At 46.4% G+C, this 15,399-nt stretch carries 16 protein-coding genes; 3 read left to right on the top strand and 13 right to left on the bottom strand.

Going from position 1 to position 15,399, the window contains the following annotated elements; genetic code table 11:
• Positions 1-127 precede the first annotated feature (127 nt).
• The 5 genes from ACOJUN_RS14845 to ACOJUN_RS14865 all read right to left on the bottom strand — a co-directional run bounded on the left by ACOJUN_RS14845 (position 128) and on the right by ACOJUN_RS14865 (position 4,912).
• Positions 128-1,009, bottom strand: coding sequence for a hypothetical protein (locus ACOJUN_RS14845; RefSeq protein WP_422132720.1), 882 nt, complete (start codon positions 1,007-1,009; stop codon positions 128-130).
• Positions 1,010-1,262: 253 nt separating this feature from the next.
• On the bottom strand, positions 1,263-2,309 hold the full coding sequence (gene holA / locus ACOJUN_RS14850) for a DNA polymerase III subunit delta (RefSeq protein ID WP_422132721.1): 1,047 nt from the start codon (positions 2,307-2,309) through the stop codon (positions 1,263-1,265).
• On the bottom strand, positions 2,306-2,869 hold the full coding sequence (locus tag ACOJUN_RS14855; RefSeq protein ID WP_422132722.1) for a hypothetical protein: 564 nt from the start codon (positions 2,867-2,869) through the stop codon (positions 2,306-2,308). Before ACOJUN_RS14855 ends, holA begins: the two co-directional genes overlap by 4 nt.
• A 184-nt stretch (positions 2,870-3,053) precedes the next feature.
• Positions 3,054-3,926, bottom strand: coding sequence for an aspartoacylase (locus tag ACOJUN_RS14860; protein WP_422132723.1), 873 nt, complete (start codon positions 3,924-3,926; stop codon positions 3,054-3,056).
• 95 nt (positions 3,927-4,021) lie between these two features.
• On the bottom strand, positions 4,022-4,912 hold the full coding sequence (locus ACOJUN_RS14865; protein WP_422132724.1) for a LysR family transcriptional regulator: 891 nt from the start codon (positions 4,910-4,912) through the stop codon (positions 4,022-4,024).
• A 290-nt stretch (positions 4,913-5,202) separates the two neighbouring features.
• On the opposite strand from ACOJUN_RS14865, the gene ACOJUN_RS14870 reads away from it, so the two are divergent.
• Positions 5,203-6,498: an ankyrin repeat domain-containing protein gene (locus ACOJUN_RS14870; protein ID WP_422132725.1), complete on the top strand. Its 1,296-nt coding sequence runs from the start codon at positions 5,203-5,205 to the stop codon at positions 6,496-6,498.
• A gap of 55 nt (positions 6,499-6,553) precedes the next feature.
• On the opposite strand, the gene ACOJUN_RS14875 is transcribed toward ACOJUN_RS14870, so the two are convergent.
• The 3 genes from ACOJUN_RS14875 to ACOJUN_RS14885 all read right to left on the bottom strand — a co-directional run bounded on the left by ACOJUN_RS14875 (position 6,554) and on the right by ACOJUN_RS14885 (position 8,589).
• Positions 6,554-7,768 (bottom strand): RNA-guided endonuclease InsQ/TnpB family protein, encoded by a 1,215-nt coding sequence (locus tag ACOJUN_RS14875; RefSeq protein WP_422137077.1) that lies wholly within the window; start codon positions 7,766-7,768, stop codon positions 6,554-6,556.
• Positions 7,680-8,336: an IS607 family transposase gene (locus tag ACOJUN_RS14880; protein WP_422132726.1), complete on the bottom strand. Its 657-nt coding sequence runs from the start codon at positions 8,334-8,336 to the stop codon at positions 7,680-7,682. The genes ACOJUN_RS14875 and ACOJUN_RS14880 overlap by 89 nt, the downstream gene beginning before the upstream one ends.
• A 127-nt stretch (positions 8,337-8,463) precedes the next feature.
• Complete coding sequence (locus tag ACOJUN_RS14885) at positions 8,464-8,589, bottom strand: LysR family transcriptional regulator (RefSeq protein ID WP_422132727.1); 126 nt, start codon at positions 8,587-8,589, stop codon at positions 8,464-8,466.
• Positions 8,590-8,704: 115 nt separating this feature from the next.
• Between ACOJUN_RS14885 and ACOJUN_RS14890 the strand changes: the two genes are divergently transcribed.
• Together ACOJUN_RS14890 and ACOJUN_RS14895 are read left to right on the top strand one after the other, a co-directional pair.
• Positions 8,705-8,956 (top strand): hypothetical protein, encoded by a 252-nt coding sequence (locus ACOJUN_RS14890; protein WP_422132728.1) that lies wholly within the window; start codon positions 8,705-8,707, stop codon positions 8,954-8,956.
• 60 nt (positions 8,957-9,016) lie between these two features.
• Positions 9,017-9,790, top strand: a complete 774-nt coding sequence (locus tag ACOJUN_RS14895; RefSeq protein ID WP_317142846.1) for a ferredoxin--NADP reductase — start codon at positions 9,017-9,019, stop codon at positions 9,788-9,790.
• A gap of 124 nt (positions 9,791-9,914) precedes the next feature.
• Here ACOJUN_RS14895 and ACOJUN_RS14900 read toward each other — a convergent pair whose 3' ends face one another.
• The 5 genes from ACOJUN_RS14900 to ACOJUN_RS14920 form a co-directional block, all read right to left on the bottom strand.
• Positions 9,915-10,943 (bottom strand): hypothetical protein, encoded by a 1,029-nt coding sequence (locus ACOJUN_RS14900; protein ID WP_422132729.1) that lies wholly within the window; start codon positions 10,941-10,943, stop codon positions 9,915-9,917.
• 546 nt (positions 10,944-11,489) lie between these two features.
• Positions 11,490-12,830: an ADP-ribosylglycohydrolase family protein gene (locus ACOJUN_RS14905; RefSeq protein ID WP_422132730.1), complete on the bottom strand. Its 1,341-nt coding sequence runs from the start codon at positions 12,828-12,830 to the stop codon at positions 11,490-11,492.
• Positions 12,831-12,999: 169 nt separating this feature from the next.
• Positions 13,000-13,416, bottom strand: a complete 417-nt coding sequence (locus ACOJUN_RS14910) for a hypothetical protein (protein WP_422132731.1) — start codon at positions 13,414-13,416, stop codon at positions 13,000-13,002.
• Between the two features lie 418 nt (positions 13,417-13,834).
• On the bottom strand, positions 13,835-14,044 hold the full coding sequence (locus tag ACOJUN_RS14915) for a hypothetical protein (RefSeq protein ID WP_422132732.1): 210 nt from the start codon (positions 14,042-14,044) through the stop codon (positions 13,835-13,837).
• Positions 14,045-14,170: 126 nt separating this feature from the next.
• The gene (locus ACOJUN_RS14920; RefSeq protein WP_422132733.1) at positions 14,171-15,340 is read right to left on the bottom strand and encodes a pyridoxal-phosphate-dependent aminotransferase family protein; all 1,170 of its coding nucleotides are present in this window, start codon (positions 15,338-15,340) and stop codon (positions 14,171-14,173) included.
• Positions 15,341-15,399 lie beyond the last annotated feature (59 nt).

Genomic DNA, 15,399 nt, shown 5'->3' on the forward strand with positions numbered 1-15,399 from the left:
CTGTTGATAACAGCTTCCTCGTTGTCTGATGCGCGGGCCTGATCTTTATGGGCCGACAACTGCGCCGCTGTAACAGCAAATCCCAAAGACTATAGCAGTGATTTTGAGGTTTGCTTTTCGTTTTTACCTACTTGTTGGGGCGAATGAACAGCAACGGTTTGCCTTTCTCCAGTACATAGGGGTAAGCGATGGTTTTGTTGTCGTCTCCGATACCCACCTCTTTGGGCGCCATGTAGAAATAGACCCACCCTGGCAGACGGGCACTCAGCTTCTGATAAAAGACATTCTCGCTGATGCTTTCCAAACCTTCACCCTGGGTGATGGACAGCCTGGGGAAAGCGTTATCATCATGGGCTGAGAAAAACCAGGCTGGCTCTCCCGCCATACTGAAATAGGAGAATGAAGGCGCATGGTCGACAGCAGTTGGAACCGGGATATACAGACTCAGAACACAGTTCATTCGGGCAAAAGAGCAGGTAGCACCGGTCTGTTCCAGGTACCACTGCTTGAAAGCCAGACCATTATGCTCGAAAGGTGTTTTGATCGGCTTGTACTTGTAATTCATGTCGTTGAGGATGGTCAGGGCGGAACGGGTCAGCATCAGCTCCATCGTTTCCCTGGCTCCGATCTCATCCTCGGCCATGGCGATGGGCATCCAGGCAAATAACCTGTGGTGATCATAATGGCTGGCACCCGGTACCGTCCATCCCCAGTAAAAGCGTTCAAAGGCGCCATAAGGTTTGACATTAACTCCCACCACACCGCTGGCAGCACCATAGGCCGGGTGAGAAATATTGCCCAGTTTGTAGTCCTCCAGCTTGCCTTCCTTGTTGTAAGCTCCGGCAGGTAACTGCTGGTCATACACCTGTTCAAGCATGCCGCCTGCATTAGTCAGGTTCTTGGCTTTGGACCATTTCTCGTTATAGGCCCCTTTATGGTTTGACATGTTGAAGGCACAGCCTGCTACCAGCAATGCAGCAGCTGCTCCCAGCAGGTTTCGAAAAATCATATCCATACACTCCTGTGCGCGGTTTCGGATCTCTCGAACCATCGGCCCTGCCATAGAAGCCTTTATAGAAGTTGTTCGCTTGTTGCAAATGCGTCTAGCAAGTGGGTTTATTTAGTGCAATAGGAAATTATAAGCGACTAATTAAAGGCAGAATGAGTCAACCGACTGAGATTGAATACTATTTTTAGCCAGAGGTCTGACGGTCACAGCTGTCTGTTTAATGTCATTAAAAACGTACCGATTGGTATAAAATTCAGGCTTGAAGAGGAGCAGGCATACCGGCCAGGAAAAGGCTCAGGGTCAATAATTCATCCCAGCAGTTGATTTTTTCAAGCCCTTTGACACCTTTGTCAATATGGCCAGTATGAATCAGCATCTGGCGAAAGGCACGCTCACTGTGACGACCCATGCATTTTTCCAGCAGGTTTTTACGCTTCTTGAGAATAAAGGATGACATGCCGTGAGTTTTGGCTGCCTGATCATAAGCCAGATTGGGCGGTGTGCCCCGGGATTTTAATCGGCTGAGGTGGCTGAGCAGTCGCACGTCACGGGCCAGAGCCCAGAGCACAATGGGTGGCTCAATGCCTTCGCTTTTCAAACCGCCGAGTATTCTGACCACAGACTTCGGGTCACCATTCAGAGCCGCATCAGCCAGTTGGAAAACGTCATAGCGGGCACTGTCAGAAACCGCTTCCCTGACGGTTTCCACTTCAATCTTTTTGCCATCCGCCAGGAGCTTCAGCTTTTCAATTTCCTGTGACGCGGCCAGCAGATTTCCTTCAATGCGTTCGCAAAGTAGCGAAAGAGCATCCTGACTGGCTTCAAACCCCTGACTTTTCAGACGTCGGGCAATCCAGCCCGGCAACTTGTCATGTTCAACAGGCCAGATCGGGATAAACAGTCCTTCCTGTTCCAGGGCCTTGAACCATTTTGCCTTTTGGCTGGCATTATCAAGCCGGTCGGTAATGATCAGTAGCAGGTTATCCGGAGAAAGATGTTTCAGATATTCCTGAAAAGCTTTTCGGCCTGCATCACCGGGCTTGCCATTGGGCATCCTGACTTCAAGAATTTGTTTTTCAGCGAACAGTGAGAGACTGTTTGCTGCTTCCAGAAAATCCCCCCAGTCAAAGTTATTGTCGACATGGTAAACGTGTCGCTCGGTAAACCCCTGCTTTCTTGCCGCTTGCCGGATTTGGTCACAGCACTCCGAGACCTGCAGGGGCTCATCGCCACTGACTATGTAGACAGCACAGAGTTGTCGCTTGAGTTGGGCGCCGAGTTGGTCGGGTCTGATGTTCATTGTTCCGCTTCACGCGCCTCTCGCTCGGCTTCGAGGGCTTTGCGGGCTCGTACTTCTTCCTGGCGAAGCACTTCACCGGAAATAGCAGCCACTCTGCGAACAGTGGTCAGCAACAGCTCCTGACGAAGCTGATCAAAGATGATGGCTTCCTCGCTCAGGGCCGCGTTGGTCTGGTTCTTGTCCTGGAACATGTAGCGCTCGTTGAAGAGCACAATGGGGTCAAAGAGTTTCAGGCCATCATTAGTGCTGAGCTGGTAGGTGGCTTTCAGGGTCAGCAGGCGTTCGTACTGACCGACACTGGCTTGAATCTCATCGCCTGTCGAACGCTCCAGACTCAACACTTGCAGGTGATAGTGGGCATTATCTGTGATCTCAATACCATTGAGCGTCAGGGCTTTTTTTAACTCCCTGACAAACGGCAGATCACTTCCTGAGACAGACAGCTGGGCAATTTCACTGGCAATATCGACCTTGCCTCGCAGCTGAAAGCCGCAGGCTGTCAGCAAACCGGTGATCAGTAGCAGGGGGAGAATGGCCCCTGTATGAAAGCGTCTTGTCATAATCTCTCCATTCCGGGCTCAGGACTCTTTATTGAGCTCATGGCTGTTTTAGCTCAAGGCTGATGAACTGCGACCAGAGATTGTGCCAGCAGTCGGACAGTATCTCAGGGGACGGCATGCTAGCATGACGTCCCTTAAAGGTTAACATCGGAATGCCTGCCTGTGTATCGTTGCCTTGAAGAGTTTAACCGTCTGGAACAACCGTTTTCCGGGTTGTCATGACAAAAGCCGTGTTCTCGTAATAGTACGCAGCTTCATTGATAAAGATGGGGTATCCGGGTTCACCCTGATAGGGAGTCACTGTGCCATCCATATTCTGAAACATCGGCATGCCTGGCTTCAGCTCCTCAAAATCCCTGTCCTGCAGAGCACTGTGAACCATGGCAGATATTTGTCCGTCGTCGTCTCTGGGATAAAAAAAACGATCCCTGACGTTATAAACTTCGGTGCTTGCGGGCAGGATATTGTCCCGTTCGTTTTCTGGCATTTGGGTGAAGTCGACCAGATGTTGGATCACTGATTCAGTGTCTGAAAACTGATCGTGTCGCAAAACGCCGTTGGGAATAGGGCCGACTTCAATGGTCACTGCGTAGTCGGAAAGGCTATTCAGCGTTCGGCTGAATTGGTTATCACGGTCACTCAGAATGATTTTTACTTCCGGCATCTGTTGTTGCACATAGGATGCTGCTTTGAGGTTGAAAGCGGCCTGATCTTTGATAATCAGCGTCATTCCCATGTTGCTGGTGGTACTGTGCAGATCGATGATAAAACGGTCATTATTGGCTTTGGGGCCGAGCAGTTGATTGATTTTCCGGGCTCGGCGGTGTTCATAGACCGAATCATCATCGCCGTTGAGAATGTCATCCGTAAAGGAACGATTCAGATCGGCATCCATAAATCGTCTGACTGCTTTATAAGCTTCAACATTGGCCAGCAGATAATCTACTGGAATGACGCTCTGTTTGAAACTACCGTCCTGTTCCAACTTCCTGATCAGGTTAGGCCCAATCAACTCGTTGCCATGGGTTCCGCCCACGATAGTGATTCTTTTAATCATAATCAGACCTTTGTTGCACTGGCTAAAAGACTAAACCCGGTTTCAGATTTGTATAACTTTCTGAGAACTTAAAAGCCCAAAGACCTCTTATGTTCTCAAGGGCTGGCGGTCCAGCTACGGCAGAGTTCAATTAATTCCCTGGTTCCCTGACTGATGTACTTTTGTCGGTGCATGATGAAATAGAATTGTCGGCTCAAATCTCTGTCAGGGATTAACAAAGGGATCAGACTGCCCCTTTTGAAAGCATCCTGAAGTGTAATTCTCGACAGGCAGCCAATCCCGAGACCGGCCTCGACAGCCCGCTTGATGGCTTCAGTGTGTTGCAACTCAATAACCACATTCAGGTTGGGCAGAATGCCGTACATAGCTCGATCAAACGCCTGACGGGTACCCGAACCGGCTTCGCGGAGAATCCAGCCAGCACTCAAAAGATCCTGGTCTGTCAGTTGGGTTTTGTGTTCGAGGTCATGGCCCGGTGCGCAGAAGGCAACCAGTTCATCATCACACCAGGGTATGACATTCAGGTCATGGTGGTGTAACTCTCCTTCGATCAGTCCGATATCCAGATCAAAGTTAAGAACCTTCTCGGTAATATTGGCGGTATTGGCCACCTGCAGATCAATATGGGTACCCGGTTTGTCTCTCATCATTCGGGCTACGATGTTAACGGCCAGATAATTGCCTATGGTCAAAGTAGCGCCGACCCGGATCTGTCCTGTCAGAGCTTTGCTGAAGAGTTTCTGCTCAAGCTGCCGGGCCTTTTCCAGAAGGGCTTCGGCGTCCGGTCGAATCTGCTGGCCGAGGTCATTCAGCTGAATTCTTTTGCCAATGCGATCAAAGAGCTGAGTATTGAACTTTTGTTCCAGTTCTTTCAGTGCACTGCTGGCGGCAGACTGGGACATGACCAGAGCTTCGGCGGCGCGGCTAAGGTTCTGCTGGCGGGCAACCTCCAGAAAAACCTCCAGTTGTCGGAGAGTCAGTTTCATGAGCTAATCGATTTAATCGAATAATCTTATAAGAATTATCTGTTTTGCCAATATCCTACCCCTGACTGGTCTATTCCGGAAGAAAAAATAGTATGAATAATTGAACTTTTGGCCAACTTTTCTCTCAAACGTTCGATTGTGATGGATTTTTTACGCTCCGGGTAAGAAACAATCACTCAGATAGCTCAGGTGCCAGCACCTGGAGCGACTAGTTGTCGACCAAAGAATGTCTGCTATCAGTTGATATGATGGTTCGATATTGATCTAAAAACACAATAAGGGACTGACTAATGGATATAAGTTCACACACCTTCTCAATGGCAAATTTGAAACAATTGATTCTGGAATCGAGAAGTTTCTGTGACGAAAGTACAAGAAAAATCAACAATTTGACTGAAGGTAATATTTCTCAAGAATGTGGCATTTGCTTTAAGGGTGTTTTTGGCTCTCACAACGTCGTTGTTGCACACGTAACATACAATTTTTTTAAGTCCACCAACCCCAAACTCCATCTTTTTCATGGTTCCTGCCACAGGGAATTTGAAGAAAACCAGCAGAGTCTTGATTCCCGGAAAATATGCCCTATCTGTCAGGATCACCGTCTTCCGGAATTAGAATTTTCATCGGTGGCCCATGCTGTAGTATCTGGCCAGATAGACCACGCCCTGGAACTTATGGAGCATGAAGGCCCGGGCTCGAAACACTCATGGCAGGAAGCGAAGATGTCAGCCCTCCACATTGCAGCGATAAAGGGCGATCAAAATATAGCCAGATTACTGGCCGAGGATCCTGACATCGACGAAGATATTGACCCTGACGAAGGTATTGATGTCGCCGAAGAACTTGACATTGGCGAAGATATTGACGTTCAGGACTCAAAGGGCAAAACAGCACTACACTACGCAGTCAGCAATCATAATCTGGAGACGGTGAGAACATTACTGGACTTCAATGCTGGTGTGAACATCCGCGACGAGTGTGGCCGAACACCTCTGCATCTGGCTGCCGAAAAGCCTGAATGTCCTGATTTGTTTACCCTTTTGATGGAGCATGGAGCCCGTTTCGATATTCCAGATAACGACGGCCACAGGGCAATCCACATAGCTGTTGATGCTGATCATGAGTTGGCACTTGAAACTCTGATTAAAAACGGAGCCGATGTAAATGCAACTGCTCGCGATGGACGTACCGCCCTTCACTACGCAATGGTATTTGGTTTACCTCAAGATTACCCTAAAACGAAAAACCATTTAGGCCTGGTCAGGATGCTGATCAATGCGGGGGCAAAAGTTGAGCTTAGTACCGGACAAGGGTACACAGCTTTTGACGGAGTCAATTATGTAAGAAATTCATCTGACAGGGTGGAAATTATTAAAGTGTTACTCTCGTCTGCTATCAATGGTTTTGCTGATATTAATGCACCGGCAGGTCATTCAGGTTACGACCCGGGTCGCAGCCTTCTTGAATATGCACTCATTGCCAAGGACAAGGAAGCATTGCAACAACTCATTGACAGAGGAGCTCAAGTCACAGACAGCAACCGGGACAAAGTTGACTCGATTTTGAATGATCATAAGGATAAGTAACTCTTGATTAAAACCGCAACGAGCGCAACACTCGCTGTTATGGATAAGGTTCAAGCTACCTTGTCAAACACTTAAGAAAGACATTTCTGGCACCGTTGATATCACGATCAACGGTGAAGCCCTCACCCTTTATAATTTTGGAAGAACCTAATTTTTCGTCAATGGTCCCGTTCCATGATTGAGTCTTGGATGTATAGGCTTCGTTGCAATCAACTACATGCTTTCCATACTTTTTTGCGTACCACTTAAGCCGCTTTTTGAATTGGTAGTGATTGAGGTCAAGCATCTGGCGGCAGGTGTTACGGCGAATGGTGCGAACCTTCTTATCTTTGCGTGTGACCATACCTCTTGTCTCAAAGGTTGGCAAAAATACAACGTCGTAGTTCGACACCAGCTCGAACGCCAGCCGGTTATGCAGATCAAGAACAATGTCATCCTTTTTGCATTTCAGCCGGTCAATTTCCCTCTTGAAATGAATAATCCGATCTCTTGCCCACTGGGGCATGTCGGGGAACTTAACGCCCTTCTGCGTGTTCAGGATTTTTTGCTTTTGACTGATCAAGCTGTCCACTTGCTTCATCAGTGGAAACAGCTTTGTTTTTGCAACCTTATCACCCGCTATCAATGCCTCTTTTTCGCTGTAGCAAGTGGCAAAGGTGCGAACTCCGGGGTCAACTCCAACGCATCTAACCTTCCCTTGGATTTCGGGATTTAGCTCAATATGTTGTTGAACCTGAATGAACCAGCGACCTTTGTCGTAGGTTACGACACAAGACTTGCCAATCGCTTCTGCTGGCACATCTTCTGTCAGGTGAATCTTGCCAAGAGCCTGTATGCAGGGATTTAATCCCTTTGGCAAACGGTCAATAGAGAATGAGTGCCTGCTACCTTTGCGGCTTTTGAAACTGATTTCTGCAAAGCCCTCTTTAGCTCCCTTGAGCTTCTTGTTGTGCTTGCAGACCGCTTTGAATGTAGCCGCTGCCGCCAGTGTTCCATTATCAGAAACAATCGAGTTATAAGCCCTGCCACTTTCTTTTTGCTCCTGCTCCACTTGAGCTTTAATGGCGGGTCGCATGTTGACGAATTTTCCGCTGGCATCTTTATAGTCATCATTGTGGAAACGCTCAACAGCAAGGTTGTACGACCTCCGATAGAGTATCAGGGCATCGTGATAGGCTTGCTCATTCTCTGGGTAAAACCTGATCTTTTTTGACGCTACTATCTTTGCGTCCTTTGCGTCTTTTAGCAGATCGCTTCCCGTAGTGGCTATTGCAGAATGAGGTAATGAAACCGATAAGCTCTTGGGTGTCGAATGGCTCACAGGCGTTATCCGGGTCATCCAAAACCTCGATGTGTCCTCCCGATAATTCAACAAGCCACTTGATAAGTTCAAATCCTGATCGGGCAAGGCGATCTTTTGTGGCAACCACAATATGGGTTGGATTTCCGCACACCGCTGATTCCAGAATGGTTTGCAGTCCTTTTCGCTTAAAGTTGAAAGCACTGGCAATGTCGCTGATAAATTCTGCATCAGGGTGCTCTTTGAGTAAGATACGCTTTTGCGTGTCAATGCTGGATTTTTGCTTTCCAGAACTCACTCTTGTATAGCATATCTTCCTCTGCTGGTTAATGAATATGCGGAAGTGACCACCACTTGTTTGCTTCATTTTTTCGTAGTGACCGCTTTCGATCTTGCGCCTCATAGTTTGGCTGGTTACGCCTTCAATCTTGGCTAGCTTTGTAGTTGAACCCCACAAGATAAATTCACCTTTTGACGATTTATCTTGTGTCTGGCGTAATTGATTTTGCGATTGTTGCAATTTTATTTGACTGTTCATGATGCAGCAAAGTGTCAGGCAGAACCATCGATCATCAGGAGTGATAACAACCTTGAGTAATCTTATCGGGATCATTCAGCTGAAGTCTTTTGCCAATGCGATCAAAGCGCTGAGTATTGAATTTTTGTTACAGTTCTTTCAGTGCACTGCTGGCGGCAGACTGGGACATGACCAGAGCTTTGGCGGAGCGGTTAAGGTTCTGCTGGCGGGCAACCTCCGGGAAAATCTCCAGTTGTTGGAGAGTCAGTTTCATGGGGTAATCGATTTAATCGAATAATCTTATAAGAATTATCTGTTTCACAAATATCCTACCCCTGACTAAGATATCCCGGAAGAAAAAATAGTACGAATAAATGAACTTTCGGCTAATGACGCTTTCAAAAAAAATCAGATATCTGTCCAAAAGAGCGGTAGATATTAAATTGTTACTCCCGTCCGCTATCAATGGCTTCGGTGATGTTAATGCACCGGTAGATTCTCGGGGTGGGAGCTTTCTTAAATACGCTCTCAAAGCTCGGGACATCGAATCGCTGCGAAAACTCATTGACAGGGATGCTCGAGTCACAGGAAAAGATCGCGAGGGAGCTGACCGCCTTTTGAATTATTACAAAGATAAGTAACTTTTCAGGGTACAGCAAAGTGTCAGAAAGAAAAATCGACCATCAGGAGTGACACCTACTATGAGTAATCTTATCCGGGAGACAGTGACCAGTGTTCATCACTGGAATGATACCCTGTTCAGTTTCACCACTACACGCAACCAGGGATTGAGGTTCAAGAACGGCCATTTCACCATGATCGGTCTGGAAATCGATAACAAACCTCTGCTGAGAGCCTATAGCATTGCCAGCGCCAACTATGAAGAAGAGATGGAGTTTTTTTCCATCAAGGTACAGGATGGCCCCCTGACCCAACACCTGCAGAAGCTGGAAGTGGGAGATGACATTCTGGTGGGCACCAAGCCTGTGGGGACTCTGGTAGCCGACCATCTGCTGCCCGGAAAGAATCTCTACCTACTCAGCACAGGAACGGGTCTGGCTCCTTTTATGAGCATTATCAAGGATTTTGAAATTTATGAGCAGTTCGACAATGTAATTCTGACTCACGGCGTTCGCTATGTTTCTGAATTGGCTTATCAGGACCGGATTGAAAATGAACTGCCAGAAAATGAATACTTTGGTGAGATGGTTAAAAAACAGTTGAAGTATTACCCAACGGTTACCCGGGAACCTTTCCGCAACCAGGGGCGCCTGACGGACTTGATGGAAAGTGGCAAGCTGTTTGCCGACCTGAATCTTCCTGAGCCCGATCTGGAAAATGATCGCTTCATGCTGTGCGGCAGCCCTGCCATGTTGAAAGATCTGTGTCGTATTCTGGATGAGCGTGGCTTTAAGGAAGCCCGTGGTGGAAATCCGGGGCACTATGTTATTGAAAGGGCTTTTGTTGAGAAGTAATTCCTTTCTGAAAAGGCGGCTGTTGTGAAAGTCTTTTGCTTGACCAATAGAGCGTTAAGCTGGGTCAGTTTTACAGGCTACTTTTGCGATAGCCTGTTCTCGATCTGCTATCAGTTATTATGTATTAATGGAGGGAACACCGATTTTGGGGTAGGGGAATTACACTGGTTCGAATATATTTTGAGGTATGATAAATATCAGGATTTGAGACTCTTTCTCTATCTTCAATGAATTCTCCTTCGTCATTAAGAAACATATCTGTTTCATATAAATCATGCCATATATCACTCCCACGTGGACATCCATCATATAATGATTGAAGCTTGGTTGCTTCATCTGTAGTAAGACCTTGAGCTATTGCCACCATTATTGGAAGTAAATGATTGAATCTCGCTAAATGAGCCAATTCAAGAGTGTTGTTGTTTGCCCAGGTTACACGCTTACGCAATAACTCATCGGTATAAAAAGGTACTAAATCCAAAGCCAGTTCTTCATTGTTAGTTTTAATGGCCAGTACCAGAGGTGTATTGTTTCCAAATTGCCTTTCTAATGTCTTTTGATTTGGTGTGATTAATAACTCATGGTTTGTTTTCGTTAGATGATTGAATAGGGCTTTTGATAACTTTATATCTCTGGCTGCAATGGCTGCGGTAAATGGTGTGTTTTGAAAGGGTGACGAGTCAAACTCCATTAGGGCAGATTCAATCTCATCTCTCTCCAGAAGTAATGCAATGAACTCTTCCCGTTCTTTTGACTCTAAAAGGTGTTTTGCTTCGATTTTTGGAGTATTGGTAATATCAACAATAAGCTTAAATAATATATTTGGAGTGAAGCCAGTCCCTTTATATGCAAAAGGATCTCCACCACTTTTCAGTAGCTTTACTGCCCTGGCCCAGTTAACTTTCACTACTGAAAGTACTTCTATAAATTTCTGTGTGACTAAATTTCTTCCTCTTTCCAGTCTTAAAGTCTTTGACCTTTGGGCTTTATCAGGAATAGGTATATATTTGAATTTCAGAGGATAAGGGGATGCTCTTTTCATTGATCGAAAAGATCGCATTCTTAACTTTACAGTATTTCCTTTATGAATAGGGTTTTTCTTGTCAAAATACCAACTTCTGTACAATGGATCATCTGGATGAGGTGGAGTCATATTGTCTACTTTATATCGTAAAAAATTATCAATATGTTTGATTTCTTAAGTCTTATAAAGTTCCAAAAATATCTTTTTAGTTAGTAATTCTAACGTTAAGTACTCAGCCATACGGAATCGAATATTTCTGGCTTATTGGGCAGGTGCTCTGCAAGGCGCAACGACGGGTACATAGCAAGCTATGTGACCAGAGTTGCAACGCAGTTAGAGTGCCTGAACAATAAGTCAGAAAATATGATTTCGTATGGTTGAGTACTTAATTGCTGAGTAAAAATATAACAGTCATTGACTTGTTTGCTTGCTTCAGAGGCCGCTGAAAAATGCTGATGTGATATTAACAAGTGGCTCAAAATGCTTATTTACTCTCTGTAATTAGCGGTTTTTCGACACTTTTTTCCCTGTCTCAACCCGTTTCCTCTGAGACTCTGGAGCGAAGGGGTGAGAGATATAGCCAGCTATAGAGGTACGGCGATTGAAGCTGATAAGCCTTTGTTTTTATGCACTGAAGTACTTAATTGATTCATCGATTAGCTCAATATTCTTAATTCACATTGACTGGCTCCGACAGGCACAATTACTCGCACCTGCCTCACCTTCATCCTCATCATCATCATCATCATCATCATCGACCAGATAATCCACAGCACTGGGGTTTATTGCAACCCACTCCGGCAAATGGTCAAGCAACTCCTGTAACAGTTTCAGCTCCTGCCCTGCACCAAACTCGCTTCGTCTGAAACCACCTTCCCGCAGAGCACTGAGTGCCATTAACATTGCCCCAATCGTATCCTGGTCTATGGTAAATTTTGCTACCTGCTGCAGCAATGAATTCTGGGATCTGTCACCGGTAAAAAGAAAATACAGGACGGCCGCTGCAGAACTGGGGGCCCAGGTTCCTCGAAGCTTTGTGTCACCAGTCTTTTTTCGGGATCTCTCTGCACCAGAGCTGGAAGGCAGAAGGAGATTTAACTCAGCCATAACCTCCCCATGATCAAGCTTGCGAGCATGCGTGTTTTGCAGGATTTGTTGCTCAATAATCCTCAGGCATTTCAAAACTTCCGGGTCAGTTACCTGTCTATAAATGCGTTGTAAGGTGATTTCGGCCAGATCTCTGTTCGCAGTTCTTGAATCACGATTTTCAATCATGACCCTCGCTGCAAGGGCGATAGCGACAGCAGCCTGCATGGCCTGCTCATGGTTATGACTGACCTGAACCGTTTGTCGAACGCGGCTGACAAAATCCTCGTCACTGATATAGGGATCATGATCAAGGATAGCCACAATCGTAGCAATTCCCATACAGCCGCCATTACCAGAGGAGCCTTCTGCTTTCCCTGATCTTGTACGAAAACTCTGACCGGAAAGGTCGAGAACCTGATCCCTGGTTGTCAGAGTGCCATTTCTGAATCCCTGAAAGAAAGTTTTTAACAACCGAGAGTGAAAAGCACCGTATTCGCTTAACACCACATCCATCGAATCTTCCATATTTAAATGAAAACGCTGCTCTTTGGGAAATGCAAAAAAACACTGGCATTTAGCCAGCCTGACAGCATCAAACTGTGCACCTTTACCTTTTTTTTGATGCTGTTTTTTAGGGCGATCAGAGCTTCGGTAATAATCCAAAAAGAACTTGTAAATCGCAGCCGCTTTGTGAGTGTCATCCGTAAATAGCTCACGCCTCCCAGCTCCATAGCCGTAACGAACGGTCCCCTTGCAATCCCCCAGGGCAGTGCCAAGCAATGCCAGCTCTGCATTGGTCGGCGTAGCAGCAAATGCAGGCATTATGAGCAGGAAAAAGACTGCAAAGCACATGCACTGAGCAATGAAAAATTGAAGATTAACTGATTTATACCAACATTCTGGATCAGCTCGTCCCAGGTTAGTCATTAGATACATTCCTTATATTAATTCTGGTAAGGGAATAATAGCGGTTGTTTTAAGTCTTGCCACCCGGAAGCCAGTAGGCAATGTAAAAACATAGAGGACAGCAACGGCTGGTCAACAAAGGCTTTATAAGCCCTTTTCTTCAGGGTGGGTAGCTGAGGTGCGGATGTTTTTAAACCGACTCGTCGATTAGCGCGATTGTATCTTGTAGTTCTTTGGATAAATTTAATTCTTCACACCGTCTAAAAAAGGGTTCGTATCCACTCATTATTGTTCGTATTTTAATAAGTATTGTTCTCACTTCATTTTCTATATCACTTGTAGTCATTGCATCAAATTCGGAAAAAGCATAGTCGAGACTAAAACCGTGAGCTATTTCAGTAACTTGAATTGCCATATCAATTTGCATTTCCATACTCATTTCAGTTGGAGCTGTTCTTTGTGAAATTCGAAAAAATAATTCTTTTGGTGTTATGGGATTGGGCTGGCGACGACTTAATAATATAGAATGAAAAAATCTTAGGTGTGCCATGAGTTTAATCAAACCTGAAGCTTTGCTAATGTTCTGACAAAAATCCAGCTGTGTCATTCCTGATCTCCGGGAGTCTACAAGCATCTTGTCATGTAACTTCAATATTGAAGCTTCTGAAAAAGATATATTGCCAAGTACGATAAATAACAATACATACAGTTTTTTCCTGGCAATCATTGGGTTAATAACTCGTCTGTTGGATAACACTACGACATAATACTCATGCTTCCATGCGGAGGAAAAAATATCAGTCTTTTATACAAATCATATTTGCAAGACCTGGTGAAGATACATTAAACGCGCAAGCGGGTGTCCCCGAGCTGCTTTTCAGACAAGCAGCACCGACGCTGGCAGTCTGGCTGTATGATAGAGCGAGTCCGTCCGTATCAGCTGGTATCAGACTTAGAATCCATTGGCAGGCGAGCAGCCCGCAACTGGAGTACCGTCTGTCAGCAAATAGATTTATGCCGCAGGATTACTGCTTTATTTTTTCTTTAACATCATCGTATACGCCTTCGAGTCCGGCTCTTTTACCGAATTCAAAGTCAAACCAGGCTTTATCGGCAAAGCGGGGATAGTCCGCTTTCACATAGGCATAATCCGGTCCAACGAGCATTTCAAAATTCCGTGCGAGGCCGACGATCGCAACCAGAGTCAGTAAAATAATTGCCAGCAGCTTGAACATACTTCTTACCCCAACGAATCTGTTTCTTCGATATTAGCAGAATGATTCTTTCAGGCTCGGTGTACTGTTGAGAATTCTCTTAACAAAATTCAGGCCTCCCTCAGCGGATGAAGGAGACCCAGGGCATTAGTTCTGTGAGCGATAAAATGCCAGTGCAGCGGCCGCTCCGTTTTCATCAGAACCCAGAACCGCCTGCAGGGCACCCAGACAGCACAGAACATGGGTCTGGTCGGCGCTGCAGCCCATCAGCCCTATCCGCCAGACCTTTCCAGCCAGATCACCAAGGCCTGCACCAATTTCCAGGTTGTACTTTGACAAGAGTTCACTTCTCACCCGGGCGTCGTCGATACCATCAGGAATCCTGACCGCATTCAGCTGGCTCAGACGTTCATTTTCAGGAACAACCAGTTCCAACCCCATGGCTTCAAGACCGGTTGCCAGGGCCTGATGATGAAGCTTGTGGCGGCGCCAGGCGTTTTCGATACCTTCTTCCTGCAAAATAACCAGAGCTTCGTGGAGGGCATACATGGCGTTGACAGGCGCAGTATGGTGATAAGCCCTTTTGGCCCCCTTACCCCAGTATCCCATGATCAGATTCATGTCCAGGAACCAGCTCTGGACTTTGTGCTTGCGGCTGGCAATTTTCTCCACAGCTTTTTCGCTGAAGCTCACCGGAGATATACCTGGCACACAGGAGAGACATTTCTGTGTGCCCGAGTAGATAGCATCGATACCCCAGGCATCTACTTCCAGCTCAGATCCACCCAGTGACGTGACCGCATCAACGATGGTAAGGCAGTTATGCTCTTTGGCCAGACGACAGAGTGTTTCTGCATCAGAGCAGGCACCGGTAGAGGTTTCTGCATGAACGAAGGCCAGAATTTTGCTGTCCGAGTGAGCCTGAAGCGTTTTTTCAACTTCAGCCACATCAACAGCACGACCCCATTCACCCTGAACAATAACGGGTTCGCCACCTGCCCGCTCGACGTTTTCTTTCATACGGCCACCAAAGACGCCGTTAATGCATACCACTACCTTGTCGCCTGGTTCGATCAGGTTGACAAAACAGGCTTCCATACCGGCAGAGCCGGGTGCGGAGATGGGTAGTGTCAGGGCATTGCGGGTCCTGAAGGCGTACTGAAGCAGCTCCTTGACCTCATCCATCATACGGACAAACTCAGGATCAAGATGACCGATAGTGGGTCGGGACAGAGCCTCTGTAATTCGAGGGTATACATCTGAAGGGCCCGGGCCCATCAGTGTTCGTTTGGGCGGATGAAATGATTGAATGGTCATGTCTTGTTCTGCTGTTGGTTGACCTTTTGGTCAGGTTTATGACAAAGGGGTGTGTATGT

Source organism: Endozoicomonas sp. ALD040, assembly GCF_049275945.1.
In the GTDB taxonomy this organism is placed as follows: domain Bacteria; phylum Pseudomonadota; class Gammaproteobacteria; order Pseudomonadales; family Endozoicomonadaceae; genus Endozoicomonas_A.

Excerpts from the sequence above, each read along its gene's own strand:
- ACOJUN_RS14880 (WP_422132726.1), bottom strand. The coding sequence starts at position 8,336 with ATGAACAGTCAAATAAAATTGCAACAATCGCAAAATCAATTACGCCAG.
- ACOJUN_RS14865 (WP_422132724.1), bottom strand. The coding sequence starts at position 4,912 with ATGAAACTGACTCTCCGACAACTGGAGGTTTTTCTGGAGGTTGCCCGC.
- ACOJUN_RS14920 (WP_422132733.1), bottom strand. The coding sequence starts at position 15,340 with ATGACCATTCAATCATTTCATCCGCCCAAACGAACACTGATGGGCCCG.
- holA (WP_422132721.1), bottom strand. The coding sequence starts at position 2,309 with ATGAACATCAGACCCGACCAACTCGGCGCCCAACTCAAGCGACAACTC.
- ACOJUN_RS14900 (WP_422132729.1), bottom strand. The coding sequence starts at position 10,943 with ATGACTCCACCTCATCCAGATGATCCATTGTACAGAAGTTGGTATTTT.
- ACOJUN_RS14845 (WP_422132720.1), bottom strand. The coding sequence starts at position 1,009 with ATGATTTTTCGAAACCTGCTGGGAGCAGCTGCTGCATTGCTGGTAGCA.
- ACOJUN_RS14910 (WP_422132731.1), bottom strand. The coding sequence starts at position 13,416 with ATGACACAGCTGGATTTTTGTCAGAACATTAGCAAAGCTTCAGGTTTG.
- ACOJUN_RS14860 (WP_422132723.1), bottom strand. The coding sequence starts at position 3,926 with ATGATTAAAAGAATCACTATCGTGGGCGGAACCCATGGCAACGAGTTG.
- ACOJUN_RS14905 (WP_422132730.1), bottom strand. The coding sequence starts at position 12,830 with ATGACTAACCTGGGACGAGCTGATCCAGAATGTTGGTATAAATCAGTT.
- ACOJUN_RS14890 (WP_422132728.1), top strand. The coding sequence starts at position 8,705 with ATGACGCTTTCAAAAAAAATCAGATATCTGTCCAAAAGAGCGGTAGAT.
- ACOJUN_RS14885 (WP_422132727.1), bottom strand. The coding sequence starts at position 8,589 with ATGAAACTGACTCTCCAACAACTGGAGATTTTCCCGGAGGTTGCCCGC.
- ACOJUN_RS14870 (WP_422132725.1), top strand. The coding sequence starts at position 5,203 with ATGGATATAAGTTCACACACCTTCTCAATGGCAAATTTGAAACAATTG.
- ACOJUN_RS14915 (WP_422132732.1), bottom strand. The coding sequence starts at position 14,044 with ATGTTCAAGCTGCTGGCAATTATTTTACTGACTCTGGTTGCGATCGTC.
- ACOJUN_RS14895 (WP_317142846.1), top strand. The coding sequence starts at position 9,017 with ATGAGTAATCTTATCCGGGAGACAGTGACCAGTGTTCATCACTGGAAT.
- ACOJUN_RS14855 (WP_422132722.1), bottom strand. The coding sequence starts at position 2,869 with ATGACAAGACGCTTTCATACAGGGGCCATTCTCCCCCTGCTACTGATC.